Genomic DNA, 25428 nt, shown 5'->3' on the forward strand with positions numbered 1-25428 from the left:
TAAGAGTGGCCTTGTGGAGGGCGAAACGATGAATGTGAAACGCTATGGAATAGTCGGGGGTACATTTGCCGCCGCTTTGGGAATCGGGTTTGTTATGCAGCATGGCAGCGATCCGGCCCCGCGCGGCGTCCCGCAGATTGTCGCGCAATCTATGATCCCGAAAGGCCCTGCACCACGCACGCAAATGCTTGATATCGAAGGGATAACCCTCACGTCGGCGCTTTCTTCGACTCCCCAAGAGGCGGCGAATGTGGCGCAGGTAAAGCCCGCGCAAGGCACAATGGAATTGCCATCGATGCCTCAGTTGCGGCATGCGGCATTGCGTGATGCGCCTGTGGGGGAATTGCCGAAGGACGAGCCAGCCCCGAGCTTTGGTTGCGAAGTCGCTATGACCGTTGAGCCGACGGCGGCGGCGATGGTCGAGTTGAACCTTGATGCGCCTTGCCTTGGGAATGCGCGGCTGACCATTCACCACAGCGGCTTGATGATCACGCAGGTAACGTCGGAAGACGGCAAATTGTCGGTGACGGTGCCTGCCTTGGCCGAGGATGCGGTGTTTATCGCCGCGTTCGCCAGCGGCGAAGGCGCGGTGGCCAATACCGACGTGTCTTCACTGGCCTTTTATGACCGTGTGGCCGTGCAGTGGAAAGGCGCCAGCGGATTGCAAGTCCATGCCCGCGAATATGGCGCAGACTATGACAGCGAAGGCCACGTTTGGGCGGAGCAAGCGCGCGATATGGCGGCGGCGGCACGTGGTGTTGGCGGGTTCATTACGCGTTTGGGCGATAGCGCAGCAGCCGAACCCTTGATGGCAGAAATCTACACGTTCCCAACCGGCACGGCCTTGCTCGAAGGGGATGTGGCGCTCAGCGTCGAAGCCGAAGTGACGGATTTGAATTGCGGGCGCGTGGTCGATGCGCAGACCCTGCAATCCGGTCGCGGCACGTCATTGAAGGTGCATGATCTGAGCCTGGAAATGCCGTCCTGCGATGCTGTGGGTGATTTTGTGGTGATGCGTGGCCTGCTCAATGATGTGACCGTGGCACGCAACTGATCCGCTTTTGCCTTCGGGCGGCCTTTGTAAAAACGCGCGGCCCTTTGGGGACCGCGCGTTGTCGTTTCCGTATCCGACTGGCGGATTAGAGCCGCTCGATGGCCAGGGCGATACCTTGCCCGCCGCCGATGCACATGGTGATCAAGGCTTTGCTGCCGCCGATACGCTCCAATTCATAGAGTGCCTTCACCGTGATCAACGCGCCGGTCGCACCGACAGGGTGGCCGAGAGCAATCGCGCCGCCGTTGGGGTTGACCTTGGCAGGATCCAATCCGAGCGCCCGGTTCACGGCCACGGCCTGTGCGGCAAATGCTTCGTTGCTTTCGATCACGTCGAAATCAGAAACGCTCATGCCGGTGCGCTTCAGGAGGCTTTCAATCGCGGGGATCGGACCGAGGCCCATCACTTCCGGGCGCACGCCCGAATGGGCATATCCAATAATCCGCGCCAGAGGTTTCAGACCTGCCTTTTCGGCGGCCTCCGCACGGGCAAGCACCAGAGCCCCCGCACCATCATTGATGCCCGAGGCGTTGCCCGCAGTCACAGTCCCGTCTTTTTTGAAAGCAGGACGGAGCCCCGCGAGTGCCTCGGCGGTGGTGGCTTTGGGGTGTTCGTCGACCGCAAAAGCAACCGTTTCGCGCTTAACCTTAACCTCGACAGGGACGATTTGCGATTCGAAGTGACCGGCGGCAATGGCGGCTGCCGCGCGCTTCTGGCTTTCCAGCGCAAAGGCGTCTTGATCTTCACGGCTGACATTGTGTTCGTCAGAGACATTTTCGGCCGTGACGCCCATATGCCCGCTGCCAAAGGGGCAGTTCAGGGTGCCGAGCAGCATGTCGCGCGTGCGAACGTCGCCCATTTTCGCGCCCCAACGTTGGTCTTCCACGATATAGGGCGCGCGGCTCATGCTTTCGGCGCCGCCTGCAAGGCCAAAATCGGCGTCCCCCATGAACAGCGATTGGTAGACCGAGACAATCGCCTGCGCGCCGGAGCCGCACAACCGGTTGACGTTCATCGCGGGGGTGGTGTTCGGAATACCCGCTTCGATTGCGGAGACGCGGCTGACATACATATCGCGCGGTTCGGTGTTGATGACATTGCCGAAAACCACATGGCCGATCTGGTCGCCCTCGACACCAGCGCGTTCCAATGCGGCGCGGGCGACTGTGGCGCCCAAAGTGGTGGTCGGTGTGCCAGCGAGCGAGCCGCCGAAGGTTCCGATTGCGGTGCGTGCTCCGGACAAAATGACGATATCTGACATGATGGATCTTTCCCTTAATTCCAGTTGGCCGCATTATGCAGAATTGGCTGCGCTTTGTCACAAAAACCTGCCGTCATATCCCTTGAAAACCGGCGCAAAGATCTTTGCATTGCCGCGTGGGTCATGGCAGTCTCTTGTGCATGACATTGGACGCGTTTCATCCGCTTTTGCCCGCCGAGGAACAGCTATTGGCTGAATGCGAAGGGTCGGAACGGATCACAGTCGGCACCGGTGAGTGCCCCGTGGACGGGGATGAATTAGACACTCTTTCGGCGGAAATACGTGCGGACGTATTGCGCCTTTTGATGTTGGGGCGTCTTGGGAAGACGCTCTTGCCGGAAAAAGGGTTGCGCTTGCGGGGCGCTTTCATCAGCGGCGTTCTCGACCTTCAGGGCGCGGTTTTACCTTATGATCTCAGCTTCACGGACTGCCGTCTGTCGCATCCCATCGAAATGGTGAATGCGCGGGTACGCGGGTTGTATTTTTCAGGCTGCGTTCTGGTGGGGTTATCGGCGGACAATGCGCATTTCGATGGGTCGCTTTTCTTGCGCGGGGAGAGCGTCGTGAATGGTGACATATCCCTGTCGGGGGTGCGGATCGAAGGAGACATGCAGTTTTGCGGGTGTACCCTGCACACGCCGGGACAGGATGCGATTTTTGCGCCGTCGTTGCAGATTGATGGCTCTTTGTTTTTGGGCAACTACCCCTATTCCAACGATGAGACGACGCTCGAGGCAGACGGGGCGTTGTTCCTGTCCTCTGCCGAGATCGCCAATGATGTTTTTATTACCAATTGCGCTGTGGCACCGCGGCAGGATCTACCGATTGACCAGATATTTTCATCCAGCGAGGAGCATGGTGCGGATATCGCAATATCATTTGCGCGGGCGCGGATTGGCGGGATTCTCTATTTCAAGGACAACCAAATCGCGCGCGGCACAGTCAGCCTTGCCGGGGCAAGCGCGGGCCGGCTGCGGGACGAACCCGCAGGACCGGGGGCAACTTACCGCATTCGGCTTGACGGGTTTACCTACGATGATTTTTCGCGGCATTCGGAAACCGGATTGGTTGCGCGGCTCGAATGGTTGGAGCGGCGGCCTCGCGATACGCCCTTTACCGCGCAGCCCTATGAGCATCTGGCGCGGGTGTTGATGCATATGGGGCACCGCACGGATGCGCGAACGGTTTTGATGCGCAAGGAGCAAATCATTCGCCGCGAAGATCGCCGTATTCTACGGCAACAGGGTCGAAGTATGCGCTTTGGCCTCGCGGTTTGCGGTGATGCGGTGATGCGGTTCGCGGTGGGATACGGGTATCGTCCGGGGCGGGTTTTGGCGCTGGCTTTGGCGATGATTTTCTCGCTGGGTGTGTTTTTCCACTACACATGGAAAGCCGGAGACATGACGCCAAATGCGGCGCCGATCCTGATATCCAAGGATTGGATCGCGGCAACGCGCAGCCATCCGGATAATCCGGGCGCCTATTGGTCGCAGGTTGGCCAAGCGGGGCAGGATTGGGAAACTTTCCAAGCCTTTGCCTATGCTGCCGATCTGGTGATCCCGATTGTATCGCTCGGCCAGGAGGATGCATGGGCGCCCTCGACATCGCGGTCCGATTTGGGGCGTTTGGCGTGGTGGATCCGCTGGTTTGCAAAGGCACTCGGGTGGATCATAACGGCGCTTGGCGCGGCGGCGGTGACCGGCGCAGTTCGGCAGGATTAGAGACGGTTTTCGGGGCGCAACGCGCGCCGACCGTTGTCTTCGAGTACCCAGCATTGCGTGCCTTCGAACACCGCTGCGGTCAGCGGGCGGCCATACCCCGCGCCGCTGTCCAGATCGACGCGATTGCCGAAATGCGTCGGGGTTTCAAGCGCGGTGTGCCCATGCACGACAAGCCACGGATGCGGGCCGGTATGGGCGAAAAACGGATCACGTATCCACATCAAGTCTTCGGGCTTTTGATCGTGCAGCGCCACCTCGGGGCGAATGCCGCCATGCACGAACAAAAGTTCGGGAGTTTCGTGCCAATAGGGCAGCGTTGAGAGCCAATCAACATGGCTGCGTGGCACGGCGGCCACCGCTTCGTCGCGTTGCGGGTGGGCCTCGTTTGCGGCGACGCCATAGGAGGCCAATGTTTCGGCCCCGCCAATCCGTGGGTGCAACCAAGACAGGCGCGATTTGATCATTGGTGACATCATCGGCCCACCGGAGAGGAAATCGAGAAAAAGCTGATCATGGTTGCCGCGCACAACCGTCCAATTTCGACCCTGTTCCTGCCCAAGGCGCAGCAATTCAATGACGCTTCGACTGCCTGGTCCGCGGTCCACGAGATCGCCGAGGAACACGATATTCGCATTGGGGCCACCATCGGCATCGATGCGCTGCAACGCCGTGTGAAGCATGTCGATCTGTCCGTGAATATCGCCGATGGCATAGATGGGGCGGTCGGTCATGGCAGGCTCTTTCGTGGTAAAACGCACTGCGCCGCCCCCGTTCGAAACAGGAGCGGCGCCAATTTTTACTAAAGCCGTTTTAGACGTCGAAGGATAGCGGCTTGATCTGTTTGAACAGGTTGGTCGCTTGCAATGCCTCGACAACCTTGGGATCCACCACACCGTCCACATAGAGCAAAGCAATTGCTTCGCCGCCGGTCACGGCGCGGCCAAGGGTAAAGTTGGCGATGTTGACTTCGTGTTCGCCCAAAATCCGGCCCAAGGCACCGATGATGCCGGGAACGTCATCGTTGGTGGTGTAGAGCATGTGCTCGCCCACTTCGGCGTCGATGTTGATGCCTTTGATCTGGATGAAGCGCGGTTTGCCATCCGAGAACACCGTGCCTGCGATGGACCGCGCGCGCTTGGCGGTTTTGATGTCGACTTTGATATATCCGTCGAACACGCCTGCGGCATCTTGGGTGGTCTTCGAGATCTGCACGCCGCGCTCTTTGGCGATCACGGGGGCAGAGACCATGTTCACGTCGGGGTTCGACGCTTGCATGATGCCTGCAATCGCGGCGCATTCGAGGGCCGAGAGGTTCATTTCGGAGGCGACGCCATCATAGGTGATATTGACCTCTTCGATCGGCTCGTCGGTCAATTGACCGATGAAAGAACCGAGGTGTTCGGCCAATTTGACCCATGGGCCCATGACTTTGGCTTCTTCGGCGGTGATCGACGGGGTGTTAAGCGCATTGGATACGGCGCCGGTCAGCAGGTAATCGGCCATTTGCTCGGCAACTTGCAGGGCGACGTTCTCTTGGGCTTCGGTCGTTGCCGCGCCAAGGTGCGGGGTGCAGACCACATTCGGCAGACCGAACAGCGGGTTTTCTGTGGCGGGTTCTTGCGAGAACACATCAAACGCTGCGCCGGCAACATGGCCAGATTTCAGCTGCTCGGCGAGAGCGACCTCATCAACCAAACCGCCGCGGGCACAGTTGATGATCCGCACGCCTTTTTTGGTTTTGGCGAGGTTCTCGGCGGAGAGAATGTTGCGGGTGCTATCGGTCAATGGGACGTGCAGCGTGATGAAATCGGCGCGTTTGAGAAGCTCGTCGAGCTCGACCTTTTCAACACCCATTTTGTCGGCTTTTTCTTCACCAAGATAGGGGTCAAATGCCACGACTTTCATTTTCAATCCGCGCGCACGGTCGCAGACGATACCGCCGATGTTGCCCGCGCCGATGACGCCAAGGGTTTTACCCGTCAATTCGACGCCCATGAATTTCGACTTTTCCCATTTACCCGCATGGGTCGAAGCAGAGGCTTCGGGGATTTGGCGCGCCACGGCGAACATCATCGCAATCGCGTGTTCGGCGGTGGTGATCATGTTGCCGAACGGCGTGTTCATTACGATCACGCCCTTTTTCGATGCCGCCTCTTTGTCGACGTTGTCGGTGCCGATGCCGGCGCGGCCGATGACTTTGAGGTTGTCGGCCTTTTCGATCAAAGCGGCGGTGGCTTTGGTCGCGGACCGGATGGCGAGACCGTCATAGTTGCCGATCACTTCGGCAAGCTTTTCTTTGTCTTTGCCAAGTGTGGGTTCAAAATCGACGTCGATGCCGCGGTCGCGGAAAATCTGAACGGCGGCTTCGGAAAGGCTGTCGGAAATAAGGACTTTGGGTGCCATGGGATAAGGCTCCTGTGTTTTGTGCCTGCGCGGATCGCGCAAAATATGGGGGAGGCGGCGCGCCGGAACGCACCGCAAATAGAGACGATTAAGCCTTACAGAGCCGCGATCTCGGTCTCGAAGGCATATTCGAGCCATGGCAGCATTGCCTCGATATCCGAGGTTTCAACCGTGCCACCGCACCAGATACGCAGACCCGCAGGCGCATCGCGATACGCGCCGATGTCGAGGGCAACGCCTTCGGCTTCCATGCGTTTGGCAACGGCTTTGGCAAAGGTCGCGCCATCGGTGATGCGATCATCGGTGAATTTGAGGCACACCGAGGTGTTCGAAGCGGTCGCCGGATCATTGGCCAGATTGGCGATCCAGGGCTTGGCCGCGCAAAATGCGTGGATCGCACCCGCGTTGGCATCGGCACGGGCGATGAGGCCCTTGAGGCCGCCGATGGATTTCGACCATTCGAGTGCCTGAAGGTAATCCTCCACTGCGAGCATCGAAGGCGTGTTGATGGTTTCGCCGCGGAAGATACCGTCGATCAATTTTCCGCCTTTGGTCATGCGGAAGATTTTCGGCAGAGGCCATGCGGGGGTATATGTTTCAAGCCGTTCAACCGCGCGGGGGCTGAGGATGATCATGCCATGGGCCGCTTCGCCGCCGAGAACCTTCTGCCAAGAGAAGGTCGTCACGTCGAGTTTGTCCCAAGGCAGGTCCATCGCGAAAGCCGCTGAAGTGGCGTCGCAGATGGTCAGGCCTTCGCGGTCTGCGGGGATCGCATCGCCGTTCGGGACGCGCACGCCCGATGTGGTGCCGTTCCATGTGAACACAACGTCGGTGTTGAAGTCGAGCGAGGCCAGATCAACGATATCGCCATAGTCGGCGGTTTTGACTTCGGCGTCGATTTTAAGCTGCTTGACCACATCGGTGACCCAACCGGCGCCAAAGCTTTCCCATGCGACCATGGTGGCTTTGCGTGCGCCGAGCAATGACCACATGGCCATTTCCATCGCGCCGGTGTCGGACGCGGGCACGATGCCGATTTTGTAGCCTTCGGGGATGCCGAGGATCTCGCGGGTGTTTTCGATCGCGTCTTTCAACTTGGCCTTGCCAATAGCTGCGCGGTGCGAACGGCCCAAGGCAGCGTCCGACAGGCGATCCAGTGTAAATACGGGGGGTTTGGCACAGGGGCCGGACGAAAAACGCGGGTTTGCCGGACGCGTGGCCGGAGCGGTAATAGCCATTTCTGGTATCCTTACAGATAAATGCCTCTCGTTGGGGAGAGGTGTCCCGCAGCCGGACATAAGCGCGAATATATAATCGGGCAATGCCCAAAGTGACGCAGATTGAAGATAAAGCGCCGCAGTGCTCCCTCTGGTCATGGTGGGCGCGGCGCGGTATGAGGCGGCAAAAGCGGCTCTAACCGCGCGAAAACCGGAGATTTGCCATGTATATCGCCACGCTTGTGACCAATCCTGCGGCCCCTGCGCTTGACCGTGCGATGGTCGAAAACCTACGCAACGCATGGGGCGGGGGCGATGCCATTTGGCTTGCGGTGGGCGAAGCGGCGGAATTCGCCATGCAGGATATGCCGGCGAATCGGTGGGACGTTTGGGCCGATTTACAGGCCGCTGGCGTTGATTTGATCGTGCAACCTGCAGACGGACGCACCAAGAAGATGCTGCTGGCCGATATGGATAGCACGATGATCCAACAAGAATGCATCGACGAATTGGCCGATGTGGCCGGCGTTGGGGAACGGGTCAAAGAGATCACCGCCAAGGCGATGAATGGCGAATTGGATTTCGAAGGCGCGTTGAAGGAACGGGTGGCTTTGCTGGCTGGCCTGCCCGAAAGCGTGATTGCCGAAGTGATCGAGGACCGCATTACTTTCATGCCCGGGGGCAAGGCCTTGCTTGCCACGATGAAGGCCCATGGCGCCTATTGCGCGTTGGTTTCGGGGGGCTTCACGGCCTTTACCGGTCATGTGGCGGCGGCTTTGGGTTTTGACGAGAACCGCGCCAATACATTGAACGTCGAGGATGGCACGTTGACCGGCACCGTGGGCATGCCAATCCTTGGCCGCGAAGCCAAGGTGCAGGCGCTCAAAGAGATTTCCGCGCGGCTTGGTATTGGCCATGATGACGTCATGGCCGTGGGTGACGGGGCGAATGATCTGGGTATGCTCGGCATCGCGGGCAGCGGCGTTGCGCTTCACGCCAAGCCGTCCGTTGCGGCGCAATGCGATATCCGCATCAACCACGGCGATTTGACCGCGCTGTTATATATTCAAGGCTATGCCAAGACAGAGTTTGCGGCGGGTTAGAGCCTGTTTGCGCCCCATCGCGTGATCGGGCGCAAAGGCTGTATCGCTTAGGCTGCGACGCTCGGCGCGTTCATTTTGGCACGGGCCTCGCCAATCATCAAAGCGGCGCGCGCGGCCTCGCGGCCCTTCTCGACGAAATGCGCGGTGTAGATGGCTTTGTGATGCTCGGTCTCTTGGAAATGATGCGGAGTGAGCGAGACCGACAGGACGGGTACGCCGCTGTCCAGGGATGCGCGCATCAACCCGTCCACCACGGCGGCGGCGACGAAATCATGGCGGTAGATCCCCCCATCCACGACCAATGCGGCGGCGGCCACGGCCGCGTATTTTCCGGTTTCTGCCAAATCGCGCGCCAAAAGCGGCATCTCGAAGGCGCCGGGGACATCGAAAACGTCGATTTGCGCCATTGGGATCAGTTCGGCGAATCCGGTCAAGGCCTGATCGACGATATCGGCATGCCAATTGGCTTTGATAAATGCGTAGCGGGTGTGTGTCATTTGCGTTTCCTCTCTTAGCGTTACACATCACCCAGAGCGAAAGACGACCGTTGAAGCACCGGTAAAGGCGCGTCAATTGTCGTTCTCTTCCATCCGGACTATGACCGTCGGCTCTGGAATCGCACCAGATCTGCTGACCCTTTGCTCCAATGACTTGGTTGCAAAGGCGCTCGCGGGCTTACGCTTTCGCGCTTACCGCCGGTGGGGAATTGCACCCCGCCCTGAGAACCGGCCCAGTTTGGCAAGGCGCGACAGGTTTGGCAAGAGGGCGGCGCACTCAAATATGCGGGGTGCCGCACAGTAGATGTGCGCGGCACGTGCCGGTCCCCCCGTCATACCTGTCTCACGCAAGCGCCGCCGCAGGGCGCAAAATACCGGTTTCAATGCCGCGCCAATTGCGGATCGGCGCATTCATCCGTTTGCGCGTGGCGGGATGGTTCGCATCGAGCACGCCCAATTTGACGAGGATCGCAGCAATCGCGCATTCGGCGCCGCGTGTGGACCCGTCCACGACCTTGAGTGCGACGCCCAATCCTTTTTCGGGGAGGATGGCCACGTAATAGGCTTCGGCGCCGGTTTTAATCGCCACGCGGCCGTCCATCGCGCGCATGAGCTCGGTGCAGGCACGGCCTTCGCCCGCGACCAATTCGGGATAGGCACAGATCGCATCCCGCAGCCGTGCAGCAGCGTTTTGCCGTGTGTTAGAGCCTGTTTTTGCGCCTGCAAAATAGGCCATGGCGCGGGCCATACCGTGGACGGTGGTTGCGTGATTGGGGGCCGAGCAGCCGTCGATCGCATAGCCGTAGCTGTCCGCGCCGGTGAGGTCTTCGAAGGCCTCAAGCGCCGCCTTTTGCACGGGGTGATCGGCCTCGACATATTCACTGCCGCCACCAAGATGAGCGTTCAGCGTCAAGAATCCCGCATGTTTTCCAGAGCAGTTGTTGTGCAACTGGCAAGCGCTTTCGCCCGCGCGGATCAGGCGTTCGGCCTCGGGAACATCGGCGGCCGGTTGCACGCCGCAGCGCAGGTCACTTTCGGATTTTCCCAGATGCTCCAGCCACGCGGCCACGCGGCTGGTGTGGATCGCCGCACCTTGGTGCGAGGCGCAGGCTAGGGCCAATTGCGCATCGGTCAATCCCGCCGCATCCGCCGCGCCGCTCTCGATCAAGGGCAAACCTTGGAGCATCTTCGACGACGACCGCGGCAAGACCACCGCATGCGGATCGCCCCATGCCATGACGATCTCGCCTTGCGTGTCGCACACCACCGCATGACCCATATGCACGCTTTCCAAAAACGGCCCGCGCCAGATTTCGGCAAAGGGGACCGGCGCACCGGCGGGCGCGGCGTTTGTCAGAGTCTCTGGCTGTGTCATCGGGTGCTCCTGCTCACTTCTGTGCGAAAATCCGCCAATTGGTCTTTCGTCAGTGGCGAATTTCAGTGTAATATAGCAATGTCGAGACGAAAACGTCATGACGCTCTTTAAAAAGCCGTTTTAAGGCTGGGCGCAGATGACATTGAGGCAAAGAGACAGCTGGAGGCTGCAAGACATGGTATCACGTATCGCAACGGGTTTAATGCGCGTTGGATTCATCGGGGCGGTATTGGCAGCAAGTCCCGCATTGGCGCAACAAGCAAGCACCAATCAGGTGGCTGCGAAAACCGCGTGGAGCGTTTTCGAAGAGGCCAATCCGAAAGAATGTTGGGCGGTGTCGGCTCCGGCCGAAACCGTAAACACCAAAGATGGCCGTGTCGTTGCCGTAACGCGCAGCGAGATTTTGTTGATGACGTTCTATCGCCCGAGTGCGGGTGTGAACGGGCAAGTGACCTTCACCGGCGGTTATCCGTTTGCCAGCGGATCCACGGTGAATATGACCATCGGCGGATCGCAGTTCGAATTGTTCACCGAAGGCGAATGGGCATGGCCTGCCTCTGCGTCCGATGACAGCAAGATCATCGCGGCGATGAAGCGCGGGGCGACGGCGGTTTTGACCGGGCGGTCCGGTCGTGGCACCCAAACCAAAGACGAATTCTCGCTCTCCGGCTATACGGCGGCGTTGGAAGAGGCCGAAAAGCGTTGTAAGTAAGCGCATGGCTACAGATTTGCGCCTCGCGGCCCCGTGATGGGGCGGCGGGGCGTTTTCTTTGGCAAAAGCTCTGCGAATCCTGTAAAGCCGCAGAAATCCCAAAAGGAATAGATCCATGACGGCCACGGCTCCGATCACGCAAGACGTTCACACGATCCCGCGCAAACTGCCCGAGGGTCCGGTGAACCTTGTCGGTATGACCCGCGCGGCAATGCGCGATGCTTTGATCGGCGCGGGCGTGACCGAGAAGCAGGCCAAGATGCGGGTCGGGCAGATCTGGCAATGGATTTACCAATGGGGCGTGCGCGATTTCGCGTCGATGACCAACCTGTCGAAAACCCTACGCGCCGATTTGGCCGAACGGTTCGTGATCGAGATCCCCGAAGTCGTCTCGAAACAAGTGTCCGAGGATGGCACGCGCAAATATCTGGTGCGGATCGCAGGCGGTCACGAGGTCGAGGTGGTTTATATCCCCGAAGAAGGTCGTGGCACGCTTTGCGTCTCAAGCCAAGTCGGTTGCACGTTGACCTGTTCCTTTTGCCATACGGGCACGCAAAAATTGGTGCGCAACCTGACCGCCGGCGAGATCGCCGGACAGGTGATGATGGCGCGCGATGATTTGGGCGAATGGCCCGAGCCGGGCACCCGCAACGTCGAAGAGGAAAAGCGTTTGCTTTCGAACATCGTCCTGATGGGCATGGGCGAACCTTTGTATAATTTCGAAAACGTGCGCGACGCGATGAACATCGTCATGGACCCCGAAGGCATTTGCCTGTCGCGGCGCCGGATCACTTTGTCGACCTCTGGTGTGGTGCCGGAGATCGCACGCACGGCGCAAGAAATCGGGTGCCTTTTGGCGGTGTCGTTCCACGCCACGACCGACCCCGTGCGCGATACATTGGTGCCCATCAACAAGCGGTGGAATATCGAGACGCTTTTGGACGCTTTGCGCGCCTATCCGAAGGTGTCCAATTCCGAACGGATCACCTTTGAATATGTCATGCTCGACGGGATCAACGACAGCGACGAAGACGCCCGCCGTTTGGTCAAATTGATCGAAGGCATTCCGGCCAAAATCAACCTGATCCCTTTCAATGAATGGCCCGGCGCGCCTTATAAGCGCAGCTCGAACAATCGCATCCGCGCTTTTGCCGATATCGTGCATAATGCGGGCTATTCCAGCCCCGTGCGCCGTCCGCGCGGCGAGGACATCATGGCCGCCTGTGGGCAATTGAAATCCGCGACGGAACGCGCCCGCAAAAGCCGCAAGCAGATCGAAGCCGACGCGGGGATGTAACCCCCGCTCATGCCGAATGCTGTCTCTGTTCCGGCTTGAAACGCGGACCTATCGACCGGAGGGGGCGCTGCGTGTCTTGCCTTTGCCCTCCCAGGTGTCCATTGCTTCGATGGCCTCTTCGGCGGTTTCGACAAACCGGAACAATTCAAGGTCGCTGCGCGCGATGGTGCCGGCGTCGGCCAAAGCCTCCCAATTGATGATCCCCTCCCAAAAGGCACGACCGAACAATAAGAACGGCACGCGTTTCATGCGGCCGGTTTGGATCAAGGTCAGAGCTTCGAACATCTCGTCCAATGTGCCGAACCCACCGGGAAAGGCGCAAATCGCTTCGGCGCGCATCAAAAAATGCATTTTGCGAATGGCGAAATAGTGGAAATTGAAGCATAGGCCGGGGGTGACATATTCGTTCGGAGCTTGCTCGTGCGGCAGCACGATGTTGAGGCCGATAGAATGTCCGCCGGCGTCCATCGCGCCACGGTTTCCCGCCTCCATCACGCCGGGTCCACCGCCGGTGGCGATGACATGTCGACGCCCGCCCGTGGCGTTTGAGCGTTCGGTCATCATCCGCGCGAAACGCTGCGCTTCGGTATAAAAGCTCGAAAGGTTGCCAAGGGTTTCGGTCTTGGCCGTGTCTTTGTTTTCGGGCGTCGGGATGCGCGCGCCGCCAAAGAGCACGATGGTGGTTTCGATCCCGGCCTCGTCCAACAGCATTTGCGGTTTGAGCAATTCCAGTTGCAACCGCACGGGGCGTAATTCATCACGGCACAGGAATTCATCATCGGCAAAGGCCAGCCGGTAGGATGGTGCGCGGGTTTGTGGCGTGTCCGGCACTTCGCGGGCGGTGGAAATATCGGCGTGGGCGTCTCGAAATGCGGTGGGGGGATGGTCTTCGGTCATCTGCTCTCTCTTCGGCGCGCGCGCCGGTTATGTATCAAGGTTGCGCTAGAGGTATCGCGTCTGTGGCGGGTTTGCCAGACGCCAAAGCGGTTGAGGAATTGCGCCGCTTGGCGCTTGGCTCTATAGCCGTTGCGAATGAAATTGATTTGAAACGGAGACGCCCCATGTCCAACGCTCAATTGGAAACTGCCATCGAAGCCGCGTGGGACGCGCGCGACACCATCACATCCGCCACCACGGGCGAAACCCGCGATGCGATTGAAGACACATTGGCCGCGCTGGACAGTGGCAAGCTGCGCGTGGCGGAAAAACAATCCGACGGGTCGTGGCATGTGAACCAATGGGCCAAAAAGGCCGTGCTCTTGGGGTTCCGCATCAAGGATATGGAAGAGCAATCCGGTGGCCCGCAGGGCTCCGGTTGGTGGGATAAGGTCGACAGCAAATTCAAAGGCTGGGGCGAAGCCGAATGGAAAACCGCAGGTTTCCGCGCCGTGCCCAATTGCGTCGTGCGCAAATCCGCCTTTATCGCGCCCGGTGTGGTGTTGATGCCGTCTTTCGTGAATCTCGGCGCCTATGTTGATGAGGGCGCGATGGTCGACACATGGGCCACGGTTGGCTCTTGCGCACAGATCGGCAAAAACGTGCATTTGTCCGGCGGCGTTGGCATTGGCGGCGTGTTGGAACCGATGCAGGCCGGCCCGACCATCATCGAAGACAACTGCTTTATTGGCGCGCGCTCTGAGGTGGTCGAAGGCTGTATCGTGCGCGAAGGATCGGTTTTGGGCATGGGCGTGTTCATCGGCCAGTCGACCAAAATCCTCGACCGCGACACCGGCGAAGTATTCTACGGCGAAGTGCCCGCAGGATCGGTGGTTGTGGCCGGCTCCATGCCGTCGAAGAACGGTGTGCACCTCTATTGTGCCGTGATCGTGAAGCGCGTGGATGCCAAAACCCGCTCGAAAACCTCGATCAACGAGCTGCTGCGCGACTGATCTTTGTGGGGTTTAAAATAAGGGGCTGGCCGAGGGCAAGCCCCTTACCTCATGTGTTGAAGACCCACGCATGACCCCCTGTGCAACACGAATTTAGACGGACGAATGTCCTCGCAGAAATCTGCGGGGACGGTTGCGTCGTCCGGAAGGTCGGCTGAACGGACAAAGCTTCCTTCCATAACACGTGGGTCAATGTTTAGTTGAGCGAACCGTTAAACAAACGGTGTTTTTTGGAAGGCCGTGCAGCCGCCAATCTTTTAGCCAAGACGAAGGCGGCGGCCAGCCGCTTGCCGGGCCAAAATCGCTATTCTTGGTGTAGCGCTAACAAATTACATTTCTTGCTCGCGTTACACGCCACGTTAGCCCCGAAGGAGCGGAGGCCCGCTCTCGGGAGGGGCTGGGGTGCTAGCGCGAACGGTTCACCACTTCTGAAATCATGTGGAAGACCTCAGAAGCCGCTTGTTCAGCCTGGTTGACTTCGAGATTGCTGAACGAGATCAAACAGGCGCTGACGTTGCGTTTTGCACCTTTACTTGAGTGGTTATTGAAGATTTCGATTGCTTTGGAGACGATCTCTTCGCGGTTATCCTTCAGAATGTTATCGACCGGTTTATCGAATGAAATGTAATCGAAATCTACGTCTGCCTTGGTCCTCCTGCGCTTGCAGATGACATAAGGCTCTTGGGCCTTTTTGCACTCTTCATAGTGCTTATTGATGCTGTCGATATCGTCTTTTTTGACAGACAGGTGTCCCATTTAAACCCCTAACTTTTCATGCTTCTTGAAAAAATGATCGCACCATTAAACCGTGGGATCAAACACCTAACTATCTTAAACCGTGGGATTAAACACCTGATTATTTGTCTAACTAGGAAGTCTGCACTTCGATAACGAGGAAGGCAACTAAGTCCGTTCAGCTGACCTTCACGATTGTTCAATTCGTTCTGAGAATTCTGCTAGCCGATCACAAAAGAGACGCTCTTCGTCCAACTTTTTAGCCAACTTTACTTCTTGCTTTAAGTTTTCGAACGGGTACGAATATCCCAAAATTCCAGACGGCCACTCGTGATCACAATAGGTAAAATCTTGTAATAGGGCTTCCAACAATGCCTGCCGGTACTTTTGTGAAGTTGGAACTGCAAAATACGCAGTTTTCAGAAGCTCTACACGAGAGACAAATTCAATTCCGTCAAGGCGTCCCATGTAGTTTAGGAGGTTTTGGTAGCTCATGCCCATAAGAAAACAGCACTCTGGGTCCCTACGTTTGTATCCGTCGAGCAAGACGGGGAAGGCGATGAGGTCATAGATTTCATGTCTAACGCTCGATGCTCCATTTCTATCGACCGTTAGCAAGTTTGCATACGTCCATGCCTGCTTGTCCGCAAACGATGACAGCGATTCTACAAAACGTAAGATAGATTTTCGCGCTTCAGCGCGAAGGCCGAGGCGTGCATATCTGATATATTCCTGATAATAACCTAGGGCCATAGGTTACCATCCGTTGCGACAGTCTGTTAGCAAGTCCTACAAATCTCTACAAGTTGGGTTGTGATACCGCTGCCAGACTGAGACGCGTATTTGCGCAGCCAGCCGATTATGAAGTCCACGACCATCACGGGGACCCGCATGGTGAACAGAATGCGTCGGAGCATCAGATAGAGAAAAGCCCCACAAGAATACCCCGCGAGGGTGTTGGTTGGCGCAAATGCCGCACTACTTTGTCAGGTTATGGCTCGATAGAGATGTTCATGCGCGCTTTACCGGCTTTTCCCCCACCGCGCCGCCCGCCGCTTTCCACCCGGAAAACCCGTCGGTGATGTGGCTGACGTTTGTTAATCCCATCTCTTGTGCGGCGCGGGCCGATAGGGCAGAGCGCCAACCAGAGGCGCAATAGAAGATGAAATGATCGCCAGTCTGAAATTGCGGTTTGGCATAGGGGCTTTCGGGATCGATCCAGAATTCCAACATCCCGCGCGGGCAATGAAATGCACCGGGGATCATGCCCTCACGCTCCAGTTCACGCGGGTCGCGCAGATCGACAAAGGTGACGCCTTGCGCCCCGTGGCGCGCCATCACTTCGGCGGCAGGGGCATGGGCGACAATCTCGTTGGCCTCAGCCACCATATCCTTGATCCGCTTCATCTTGCGCTCCTTTGCTTGACTTCGTGCCTGCGCTCGCGCACCAAGCGGCCAGCGGAGGATCCTAATATGGTCGACGAAAAACCCAAAAAGCGCAATCGCCAACAGGTCTATACTTTGCTGGTCGAGATTGGCCGCAAGGACGGCGACGGGCTGCCCGAAGGGGCGACTGGCGCGGCGTTGATGGTCTATGCCTCTGGCATCGACGAGGCCGAAGCTGTGCGCGAAACCGTTGCGATCCTTAAGCAAGCCGATACCGCGCCGCTGGATGTGACCGGATATGGCACGTTGGATGAGCGGCTCGCGGAAGGTCACGATATCTCCGACGAAGAGCGCGCCTTGATGGGCCGTGCTTTGGCGGAAAATTCGGTGATCGTGGCACAGATGACGCCGTTTTTTGAGGATACCCCGCGTGCCGAAGGTGGCGCGTTGCATTGAGATCGCAGCTACGATCGCAATAGAATCAAGGACGAAGCGCCGGCACAGATGACGCAAGGACAGCCTCGCCCGTTATATTGTGCTTAGAATTTGGTGAGGGCCACACCACATCCGCCTATAATTTAATCAAACTTGGCTTGGCCGCGTTTTGCCGATGCTGCAGTGCAACAAAGGTGTTGCGGCATGGTGGAAGCTGCCTAATGCTGATTTTAACGGGGCCGGTTGGCAGACGCCAATGCCCCTCGATACCGCAATGGCGCGGTATATTTCCGAATACATGCCCCTGATGGGCCTTGCAGCAACGGCGCTGCGATTTCGCTGACCGCATTCGCGGTTCGGGAGACCGTAAGTTGTGCCCAATTGCACCCCACGTCTTCCATTTGATTTCGCTGCTGCGCCGGAGAGGTCCGGTTTGCACCCCCGACCCCGGAGATTGAAATGACCCAAGAAAAACAACGCCTTGTGATCGTCGGTAACGGCATGGCCCCTGGCCGGATGCTCGAAGAATTGTTTGATCGCGCGCCCGATGTGTACGATGTGACGATTTTTAACGCCGAGCCGCGCGTGAATTATGACCGGATCATGCTTTCGCCGGTTCTGTCGGGCGAGAAGACCTTTGAAGACATCGTGATTCATGACGATGCCTGGTATGCGGAGCGCGGCGTCACCCTGCATCGCGGCGAGAAGGTCGCCAAGATCGACCGCGCGGCCAAGATGGTGACCTCCGAGGGCGGGCTTGCCGCGTCTTACGACAAACTTGTGATCGCAACGGGGTCTTCGCCCTTTATCATTCCGGTGCCGGGGCACCAGTTGCCCGGCGTTCTGGCCTACCGCGATCTCGATGATGTGGACGGGATGCTGGGCGCCTGCGCCAAGGGCGGACGCGCGGTGGTCATCGGCGGTGGTTTGTTGGGTTTGGAGGCCGCAGCGGGCCTCAAGGCGCAGGGCATGGACGTGACGGTGTTGCACCTGATGCCAACCCTGATGGAGCGTCAATTGGATGCGGCGGCGGGCTATCTTTTGCAACGTGAATTGGAAAGCCGCGGCATTGATGTGCGTTGCGGTGCCAACACCAAAGCGATCCACGGCGAAACCTGCGTCGAAGCGGTCGAATTGGAAGACGGCACGATGATTGATGCCTCTTTGGTGGTCATGGCCGTGGGCATCCGCCCAAGCGCCGATTTGGCCAAAGAGGCGGGGCTTGAGATCGGGCGCGGGATCGTGACCGATGCGACGCTGCGCACCTCCGACCCTGACGTGTTTTCCGTCGGTGAATGCACCGAGGTTGATGGCCGGGTTTATGGGCTTGTTGCGCCGCTCTACACCATGGCAAAGGTCGCGGCCGAGCATTTGACCGGCCCCTCCGAGGCTGCATTCAAACATGCCGAGACCCCGACCAAATTGAAGGTCACGGGAATCAATCTTTATTCCGTCGGCGAATTTGGCGACGCTGAAGGCACCGAAGACGTGGTTTTGCGCGATGCGATGCGCGGCACATACAAGCGTGTGATTCTCAAGGATAACAAGGTGATCGGCGCGGTGCTATACGGCGATGTGGCCGATGGCATGTGGTATAACGAGATGCTGAAATCCGGCGAGGATGTCTCGGAATTCCGCGACACGCTGATCTTTGGCCAAGCCTATCAAGGCGGCGGCGGGGCGGACCCCTTGGCGATTGTCGCCAATCTGGCCGATGATGCGGAAATCTGCGGTTGTAACGGGATTTGCAAAGGCGACATCGTCAATGCGATCACGGAAAAGGGTTTGGCTTCGTTGGATGGCGTGCGCGCTCATACCAAGGCGTCGGCCTCTTGCGGGACGTGCACGGGATTGGTCGAAGACCTGATGACCCTGACGCTCGGCGATGATTTTGCGGCGGGGGCTCCGGCGGGCATGTGCGGATGCACCACCCATAGCCACGGCGATGTGCGCCGGTTGATCAAAGCCAAAGAATTGAAATCCATCCCCGAAGTAATCCAGGAATTGGAATGGACAACGCCGGAAGGCTGCGCCAAATGCCGCCCTGCGCTAAACTACTATCTGGTTAGCGATTGGCCCGGTGAATATGTCGATGACATGCAGTCGCGGTTCATCAACGAGCGCGTGCATGCGAACATCCAAAAAGACGGCACCTATAGCGTTGTGCCGCGGATGTTCGGCGGCATCACCACGCCGGATGAATTGCGCGCCATTGCCGATGTGGCCGATAAATTCGAAATTCCCACGGTCAAAGTCACCGGCGGTCAACGGATCGATTTGCTCGGCGTGAAGAAAGAAGACTTGATCCCGGTTTGGGATGACCTGAACAAAGCCGGGATGATTTCCGGCGCGGCTTACGCCAAGGGTCTGCGCACGGTGAAAACCTGCGTCGGGTCGGATTGGTGCCGGTTCGGGACGCAAGACAGCACCGGTTTGGGCATCAAGCTTGAACAACTGTTGTGGGGCGCTTGGTCGCCTGCAAAACTCAAACTGGCGGTGTCCGGTTGCCCGCGCAATTGCTCGGAAAGCACCTGCAAGGACATTGGTATCATCTGCGTCGATAGCGGGTATGAGATCCTGTATGGCGGCGCGGCGGGGCTGCACATCCAAGGCACGACCATGCTCGGCAAAGTGCCCACAGAACAGGATGTTTTGGAAACCGTTGGCGCGCTTACGCAATATTACCGCGAGACCGGGTATTACCTTGAACGGATCTACAAATGGGCCGACCGGATCGGATATGATCACATTAAATCAGTGATTTACGACGATCTGGAACAGCGCGCAGCCTATTTTGACCGCTTCATTTTCTCGCAAAAATTCGCACAAATCGACCCATGGGCCGAACGGGTGGCCGGCGCCGAAGCGCATGAATTTGCCCCCCTGGCCGATCTGACGCTGGAGGCAGCAGAATGAACATCCAAGTATCCGCAGACGCCGTGCAATGGACTCTTGTCGGGGCCGTGACCGACATTCCGCGCCAAGGTGCACGCTGCGTTAAACGCGGCGATATGACTGTCGCCGTGTTTCGCACATCGGACGACCGCGTGTTCGCGCTCGAAGACAAATGCCCGCATAAGAACGGGCCGCTCAGTCAGGGGATCGTGCATGACGGATGCGTTACATGCCCCCTGCACAATTGGGTGATCTCGCTGGAAACCGGCTCAGCCCAAGGTGCCGATGAAGGGCAGACCGCCAGCTTTCCCGTCAAAGTCGAAGACGGCCGCATCTATCTCTCTCTTTAGCAGAGCGCCCGAAAGGGCACAGTGAAGAAAGGCAATACACATGTCCTATATCCAACCTGCCGAGTTCGCATCGAAAATGGTCGATGCCGGAGAATCCAAGATTTTCATGGCCACCAAGGATACGCTGATCCGCGCCTATATGGCCGGTGCGATCCTTGCATTGGCGGCTGCATTTGCGGTGACCATCGCGGTGAACACCGGCAACTTTCTTGTGGCGTCCCTGTTGTTCCCTGTCGGGTTCTGCACGCTTTATCTTTTGGGGTTTGACCTGCTGACCGGTGTGTTCACGCTTGCACCCTTGGCGGTGATCGCCAAACGTCCGGGGTGCACTTGGCCCGGTGTCTTCCGCAATTGGGGGTTGGTATTCGTTGGTAACTTTGCCGGTGCCTTGACCACGGCGGTGATGATGGCGATCATTTTCACCATGGGCTTTAGCCAAGAACCAAACGCCGTGGGGCAAAGGATCGGACAGATCGGCGAAGCGCGCACCTTGGGTTATGCCGAAGCGGGCGGCGCGGGGATGTTGACGGTTTTTGTGCGGGCTGTGATGTGCAACTGGATGGTGTCAACCGGCGTTGTCGCGGCGATGATGTCATCGTCGGTGTCGGGCAAGATCATGGCCATGTGGATGCCGATCATTGTCTTCTTCTACCTCGGGTTTGAACATTCGATCGTCAATATGTTCCTCTTCCCCTCGGGCATCATGCTGGGCGGTGAATTCACATGGGTCGACTATTTCGCCTATAATGAAATCCCTGTTGTTTTGGGCAATCTCGTGGGCGGCCTGACCTTTGTTGGCGGCATGATCTACGCCACCCATTTCAAGGAATCCCCTAAGCGTAAGCCGATCAAGGACGCCTCGACCGTCGCAGCCGAGTAAATCATGAAGAAGGCCCGGCCATGGGTTTGGTCGGGCCTTGTTTGTTTGAATTTCGTTTGATCAGGACGCCCAATGCCCGAGGATGCCGTGACGATCTCGCCGACCGCGACCGCCTTGCAGGGGGACAAACCATCCGGCTTGCAGTTGAGCATTGGACAATTTTCGAGCGCGGGCGTTAAAGCCGAAAACCAAGATGTCTTAGGGGCGACCATTCCCCACGGCACGGCGCTGACCCTCAAGGGGGCGGCCTTTGCCATTGCGGATGGGATCAGTTCCAGCCGTGTCAGCCGCGAAGCCGCCGAAGTCGCGGTACAGGGGGTGATGGGGGATTATTATTGCACCTCCGACGCTTGGTCTGTGAAAACCGCCGCCACGCAGGTGATCAGTGCCAGCAATGCGTGGCTACATGCGCAAAACCGCCGCGCCCATCTTGAAGAGATCGACCACGGGCGGGTTTGCACGCTGTCGGCTCTTATTTTGAAAAACCATACCGCGCATCTGTTCCACATTGGTGACAGCCGGATTGCACGTTTAGCCGGAAGATCGTTGGAACCTTTGACCGAACCCCATCGCGTGGTGATCTCGCCCGGGCAAAGTTACCTCGGGCGCGCGATGGGCGCTGAAGCACGGGTCGAAATCGACTACCGCGACTTGCCGTTGGCCTTGGGCGATGTGTTTGTGATGACCACCGATGGGGTGCATGAACATCTCACAGACAAAGATATCGCGGCATTTCTGGCCGCGCAGGGGGATCTTGATCTTGTCGCGCGCCGGATTGGCGAGGCGGCTTTGAGCGCCGGAAGCGATGACAATCTGACGGTACAGATCATCCGCGTTGACGGATTGCCCGAACGCGATGCGGGGGTTTTGGAGGGGGCGGATCAATTGCCAATTCCGCCTTTGCCCATGGATGGCGATGTGATCGACGGGTTTCGTATTTTGCGCCCGATCCACAGCAACGCGCGCAGCCATATCTACCTTGCTGTCGCCCCCGGCGGCGATCAGGTGGCGTTGAAAATTCCGTCGATGGATTTGCGCGAGGATCCGCAATATCTGCGCCGTTTCGTCATGGAGGAATGGATCGCCCGGCGAATAGACAGCCCGCATGTCTTGCGCGCCGCCCCGGCGCCAGAGACGCGCAGCGCGCTTTATGTGGTGACGGAATATGTCGAAGGTCAGACCCTTCGCCAATGGATGACGGATCATCCTGAACCGGATTTAGAGCGGGTGCGCGATATCCTGGAGCAGGTGGTGCGCGGTCTGCGGGCCTTTCATCGTCGCGAGATGTTGCATCAGGATTTGCGCCCCGAGAATATCATGATCGACACTGCCGGCACGGTGCGGATCATTGATTTCGGGTCAACTTATGTCTCTGGCGTGCAAGAGGCGATGCTTGATCCAGACACGGCGATTTTGGGAACAATGCAATATACCGCGCCGGAATATTTTGCCGGCGAGCCCGTGAATTGGCGCGCGGATTTGTTTTCGCTCGGGGTGATCGGATACGAGATGCTGACAGGGCGTCTGCCCTATGGGCGCGATGTGTCCAAAGTGCGCGCGCGGCGCGATCAAATGCGGCTCAAATACGCGTCGGCGCGCGGCGGGGAGCGGCCCGTGCCCTATTGGATAGATGCCGCATTGCGCCGTGCGGTGCATCCCGATCCGATGCGGCGCTATCCGGTTTTGTCGGAGTTTATCGCCGATCTGCGCCGCCCCGGCGATGCCGCCCGCGCCGAACGTCATGTGCCGTTGGCGGAACGCGATCCGGTGCGATTTTGGAAAACTCTATCGGGGCTTTTGGCGATTTTGTCATTGGCTCTGGGATTGCAACTTTTGAAATGACCCTGACGAAAAGAGAGACCAACAAGGCCCGAAAAGAGGCCGAATTTGCCAATAGAAAGGAAAAAACATGGATGTATTGACCCGCGAGGATGTGACTGCCTTGATCATTTCCGCCAAGAAACAGGCCGGATTGACATGGGAGGGGATCGCCGAAACCATCGGCATGTCGCCGGTTTGGACCCATTCGGCGGCTATGGGGATGAACGCGATGCCGGCCGATAAGGCCGCTGCATTGGTCGCGGCGCTTGGTTTGCCACAAGAGGCGCAGGGGCTTCTTGAAGACAGCCCGACAAAGGTTTGGGAGCAAACCGTGCCGACCGATCCGTGTATTTACCGGCTCTATGAAATCGTGGGTGTTTACGGCCCGACGATCAAAGCCTTGATCCATGAGAAATTTGGCGATGGCATCATGTCCGCCATTGATTTTGACATGCAGCTGACGCGCGTGGAACATCCCAAAGGTGACCGCGTCAAAATTGAAATGTCCGGCAAATACCTTGGCTACAACAGCTGGTAACCGCATCCGTGCTTATCCTCTTCGCACGGTTTGTCCGTTCGCTGCGACCATTTCAGTTTCTGGTCGCGGCGGGCGGGCTTTGATTGTATCGAAGGGGGATGAACACATCTGATCCCTTTGAAATTTTCCTCGCCTGCGCTCCTGGTTTGGAGACTGCATTATTGGCTGAAGTGCGCGCCAAGGGCTTTGCCAATCCGGTGGCCACGGGCGGTGGCGTGACGATTGAGGGCCATTGGCCGGATGTCTGGCGCGCCAATCTGGAATTGCGGGGGGCAGGGCGGGTTTTAGCGCGGTTCGGCAGTTTCATGGCCTTTCATTTGGCGCAACTCGACAAACGCAGCCGTAAGTTTGATTGGGGTGCGGTGTTGCGCCCCGATGTGCCGGTGCGGGTCGAGGTGACGACCTCAAAAAAGTCAAAAATCTATCATGCAGGTGCGGCGGTGCAGCGGATCGAAAAGGCGCTTGTCGAAAGCTTCGCTGCGACGCTTGCCGCCGATGCGCCGGTGTGCGTCAAAGTGCGGATTGACGACAATAAAGTGCAGTTTAGTGTCGATACCTCCGGTGAAAGCCTGCACAAACGCGGTCATAAACCGGCGGTGAACAAAGCCCCGATGCGCGAAACTTTGGCGGCCTTGATGTTATCGGAATGTGGGTATGACGGGTCCGAGCCGGTCTATGATCCGATGTGCGGATCCGGCACATTTGTGTTGGAGGCCGCCGAGAAGGCGCTTGGCCTCGATCCGGGGCGAACGCGGCATTTTGCGTTCGAACAACTGGCGACATTTGATCCGCAGATCTGGTCCCAGATGCGGAGCAGTTCAGGCGTGTTAGAGACGGATCTACGGTTTTACGGTTCGGATCGTGACGCCGGTGCGGTGCGGATGAGCACGGCCAATGCCGAAGCGGCAGGGGTGGGCGGGATCACGTCATTCGAGGTCAAACCGGTTAGCGATATCGCCCCGCCCGAAGGGCCAAAGGGCCTTGTGATCGTCAACCCGCCCTACGGGGCGCGGATTGGCAACAAAAAGCTGCTCTTCGGGGTTTACGGCGCCTTGGGCAAGGTCTTGATGGAACGGTTTTCGGGATGGCGGGTCGGTATTGTCACCAATGAGGCCGGATTGGCCCGCGCCACGGCCCTGCCCTTCTTGCCTGTTGGCGCACCGATTGCTCATGGCGGGCTAAAGGTGCGGCTGTATCGCACCAATCCGTTGCCCTAAGGCGCGCCCCGCACAGGCGGGCAACGCATCATCGCGGAGACGAGGCGCGGCTCACTTCCAAATCCAAAGCCGTCCATTTGCTTTGACGCGGCAATACGTGCCGATTCCGGCTTGTTTTGACCCAGCTTCCAAGTGCCATCAATCGCCGTGACCGCCATGCGCACCGGCACGACTTGGCGCAGCATTTTCGCGGTGATCTCTTCAGGCATCTTATCCATCGTCCAGGGCGTTTTAGGCAGGAGTAGAGCCTCATTCTTCGCGGAGATCCGATCCAGTATTCCGGAAATTTCTTCCTGTTCCACCAATTCCAATGTGCCGGTCACATGCACGGCGACATAGTTCCATGTGGGCACTTGGTCGTCGAGCTCATACCAATCGGGCGAGACATAGCTATGCGGACCAAGCACGGCGATAGATGCGGGCAAGGGGCCGGATTTCAACGCGCGGGCAATGGCGTTCGAGCGGATGAGATGCATTTCAGCCGACGTGCCATCTTCGGCCAGAATAAAAGGTATATGCGCCAGAACCGGAGGCGCGCCAGCGGGGCCGTTCACACAAAGCATGCCAAATCCCGTGCTGCGGGCAAAGTCGATGTTCTGCGTCCTGGTGGCTCCGCGGAAAATGGGATTGGGATACATAGGG

24 protein-coding genes and 1 riboswitch are annotated in these 25428 nt (G+C 58.3%); of the genes, 13 read left to right on the forward strand and 11 right to left on the reverse strand.

Annotated elements, in window-relative coordinates; translation table 11 throughout:
* Positions 1-28 precede the first annotated feature (28 nt).
* Positions 29-1054 (forward strand): hypothetical protein, encoded by a 1026-nt coding sequence (locus tag DI396_RS09310; RefSeq protein WP_110796047.1) that lies wholly within the window; start codon positions 29-31, stop codon positions 1052-1054.
* An 85-nt stretch (positions 1055-1139) separates the two neighbouring features.
* Here DI396_RS09310 and DI396_RS09315 read toward each other — a convergent pair whose 3' ends face one another.
* Positions 1140-2315 (reverse strand): acetyl-CoA C-acyltransferase family protein, encoded by a 1176-nt coding sequence (locus DI396_RS09315; RefSeq protein WP_110795938.1) that lies wholly within the window; start codon positions 2313-2315, stop codon positions 1140-1142.
* A 140-nt stretch (positions 2316-2455) separates the two neighbouring features.
* Between DI396_RS09315 and DI396_RS09320 the strand changes: the two genes are divergently transcribed.
* Positions 2456-4036, forward strand: coding sequence for a hypothetical protein (locus DI396_RS09320; protein WP_110795939.1), 1581 nt, complete (start codon positions 2456-2458; stop codon positions 4034-4036).
* Here the strand turns inward: DI396_RS09320 and DI396_RS09325 are convergent.
* From DI396_RS09325 to DI396_RS09335, 3 genes are all read right to left on the reverse strand, one after another.
* Positions 4033-4767 (reverse strand): metallophosphoesterase family protein, encoded by a 735-nt coding sequence (locus DI396_RS09325; protein WP_110795940.1) that lies wholly within the window; start codon positions 4765-4767, stop codon positions 4033-4035. The genes DI396_RS09320 and DI396_RS09325 overlap by 4 nt on opposite strands.
* 79 nt (positions 4768-4846) lie before the next feature.
* Complete coding sequence (gene serA, locus DI396_RS09330; RefSeq protein ID WP_110795941.1) at positions 4847-6439, reverse strand: phosphoglycerate dehydrogenase; 1593 nt, start codon at positions 6437-6439, stop codon at positions 4847-4849.
* A 95-nt stretch (positions 6440-6534) separates the two neighbouring features.
* Positions 6535-7677, reverse strand: a complete 1143-nt coding sequence (locus tag DI396_RS09335; RefSeq protein ID WP_110795942.1) for a phosphoserine transaminase — start codon at positions 7675-7677, stop codon at positions 6535-6537.
* Positions 7678-7880: 203 nt separating this feature from the next.
* Here DI396_RS09335 and serB point away from each other — a divergent pair, with 203 nt between their 5' ends.
* Entirely contained in the window at positions 7881-8759 is an 879-nt protein-coding gene (gene serB / locus DI396_RS09340; RefSeq protein ID WP_110795943.1) for a phosphoserine phosphatase SerB, read from the forward strand.
* Positions 8760-8806: 47 nt separating this feature from the next.
* Here the strand turns inward: serB and DI396_RS09345 are convergent, their stop codons facing one another.
* Complete coding sequence (locus tag DI396_RS09345; protein ID WP_110795944.1) at positions 8807-9256, reverse strand: 6,7-dimethyl-8-ribityllumazine synthase; 450 nt, start codon at positions 9254-9256, stop codon at positions 8807-8809.
* A gap of 77 nt (positions 9257-9333) precedes the next feature.
* Positions 9334-9489: riboswitch (FMN riboswitch) on the reverse strand.
* 110 nt (positions 9490-9599) lie between these two features.
* On the reverse strand, positions 9600-10631 hold the full coding sequence (locus tag DI396_RS09350; RefSeq protein WP_110795945.1) for an asparaginase: 1032 nt from the start codon (positions 10629-10631) through the stop codon (positions 9600-9602).
* 202 nt (positions 10632-10833) lie between these two features.
* Between DI396_RS09350 and DI396_RS09355 the strand changes: the two genes are divergently transcribed.
* A complete protein-coding gene (locus DI396_RS09355) occupies positions 10834-11343 on the forward strand; it encodes an invasion associated locus B family protein (RefSeq protein ID WP_110795946.1) in 510 nt (169 codons plus the stop codon).
* A 115-nt stretch (positions 11344-11458) separates the two neighbouring features.
* Entirely contained in the window at positions 11459-12640 is a 1182-nt protein-coding gene (rlmN, locus tag DI396_RS09360) for a dual-specificity RNA methyltransferase RlmN (protein ID WP_110795947.1), read from the forward strand.
* Between the two features lie 48 nt (positions 12641-12688).
* Here the strand turns inward: rlmN and DI396_RS09365 are convergent, their stop codons facing one another.
* On the reverse strand, positions 12689-13537 hold the full coding sequence (locus tag DI396_RS09365) for an LOG family protein (RefSeq protein ID WP_110795948.1): 849 nt from the start codon (positions 13535-13537) through the stop codon (positions 12689-12691).
* Positions 13538-13701: 164 nt separating this feature from the next.
* On the opposite strand from DI396_RS09365, the gene dapD reads away from it, so the two are divergent.
* Complete coding sequence (dapD, locus tag DI396_RS09370) at positions 13702-14529, forward strand: 2,3,4,5-tetrahydropyridine-2,6-dicarboxylate N-succinyltransferase (RefSeq protein ID WP_110796048.1); 828 nt, start codon at positions 13702-13704, stop codon at positions 14527-14529.
* 405 nt (positions 14530-14934) lie between these two features.
* Here dapD and DI396_RS09375 read toward each other — a convergent pair whose 3' ends face one another.
* The 3 genes from DI396_RS09375 to DI396_RS09385 all read right to left on the reverse strand — a co-directional run bounded on the left by DI396_RS09375 (position 14935) and on the right by DI396_RS09385 (position 16671).
* Positions 14935-15285, reverse strand: coding sequence for a hypothetical protein (locus tag DI396_RS09375; RefSeq protein WP_110795949.1), 351 nt, complete (start codon positions 15283-15285; stop codon positions 14935-14937).
* Between the two features lie 168 nt (positions 15286-15453).
* Positions 15454-16017 (reverse strand): hypothetical protein, encoded by a 564-nt coding sequence (locus tag DI396_RS09380; protein WP_110795950.1) that lies wholly within the window; start codon positions 16015-16017, stop codon positions 15454-15456.
* A 258-nt stretch (positions 16018-16275) separates the two neighbouring features.
* Positions 16276-16671, reverse strand: a complete 396-nt coding sequence (locus DI396_RS09385) for a rhodanese-like domain-containing protein (RefSeq protein WP_110795951.1) — start codon at positions 16669-16671, stop codon at positions 16276-16278.
* A 66-nt stretch (positions 16672-16737) separates the two neighbouring features.
* Between DI396_RS09385 and DI396_RS09390 the strand changes: the two genes are divergently transcribed.
* The 7 genes from DI396_RS09390 (at position 16738) to DI396_RS09420 (ending at position 24786) form a co-directional block, all read left to right on the forward strand.
* Positions 16738-17106, forward strand: coding sequence for a hypothetical protein (locus DI396_RS09390; protein ID WP_110795952.1), 369 nt, complete (start codon positions 16738-16740; stop codon positions 17104-17106).
* A gap of 438 nt (positions 17107-17544) precedes the next feature.
* Positions 17545-20001 (forward strand): nitrite reductase large subunit NirB, encoded by a 2457-nt coding sequence (nirB, locus tag DI396_RS09395; RefSeq protein ID WP_110795953.1) that lies wholly within the window; start codon positions 17545-17547, stop codon positions 19999-20001.
* Complete coding sequence (nirD, locus tag DI396_RS09400; protein WP_110795954.1) at positions 19998-20330, forward strand: nitrite reductase small subunit NirD; 333 nt, start codon at positions 19998-20000, stop codon at positions 20328-20330. Before nirB ends, nirD begins: the two co-directional genes overlap by 4 nt.
* Before the next feature lie 40 nt (positions 20331-20370).
* Entirely contained in the window at positions 20371-21210 is an 840-nt protein-coding gene (locus DI396_RS09405; RefSeq protein WP_110795955.1) for a formate/nitrite transporter family protein, read from the forward strand.
* Positions 21211-21282: 72 nt separating this feature from the next.
* The gene (locus tag DI396_RS09410) at positions 21283-23052 is read left to right on the forward strand and encodes a bifunctional protein-serine/threonine kinase/phosphatase (RefSeq protein ID WP_110795956.1); all 1770 of its coding nucleotides are present in this window, start codon (positions 21283-21285) and stop codon (positions 23050-23052) included.
* A gap of 67 nt (positions 23053-23119) precedes the next feature.
* Positions 23120-23569, forward strand: coding sequence for a cyanase (gene cynS / locus DI396_RS09415; RefSeq protein ID WP_110795957.1), 450 nt, complete (start codon positions 23120-23122; stop codon positions 23567-23569).
* 98 nt (positions 23570-23667) lie between these two features.
* Positions 23668-24786: a THUMP domain-containing class I SAM-dependent RNA methyltransferase gene (locus DI396_RS09420; protein WP_110795958.1), complete on the forward strand. Its 1119-nt coding sequence runs from the start codon at positions 23668-23670 to the stop codon at positions 24784-24786.
* Here the strand turns inward: DI396_RS09420 and DI396_RS09425 are convergent.
* Positions 24783-25424: an FMN-binding negative transcriptional regulator gene (locus DI396_RS09425; protein WP_110795959.1), complete on the reverse strand. Its 642-nt coding sequence runs from the start codon at positions 25422-25424 to the stop codon at positions 24783-24785. The two genes, DI396_RS09420 and DI396_RS09425, sit on opposite strands and share 4 nt — an antisense overlap.
* Positions 25425-25428: the final 4 nt, after the last annotated feature.

Source organism: Litorivita pollutaquae, from assembly GCF_003205515.1.
Lineage (GTDB): Bacteria > Pseudomonadota > Alphaproteobacteria > Rhodobacterales > Rhodobacteraceae > Litorivita > Litorivita pollutaquae.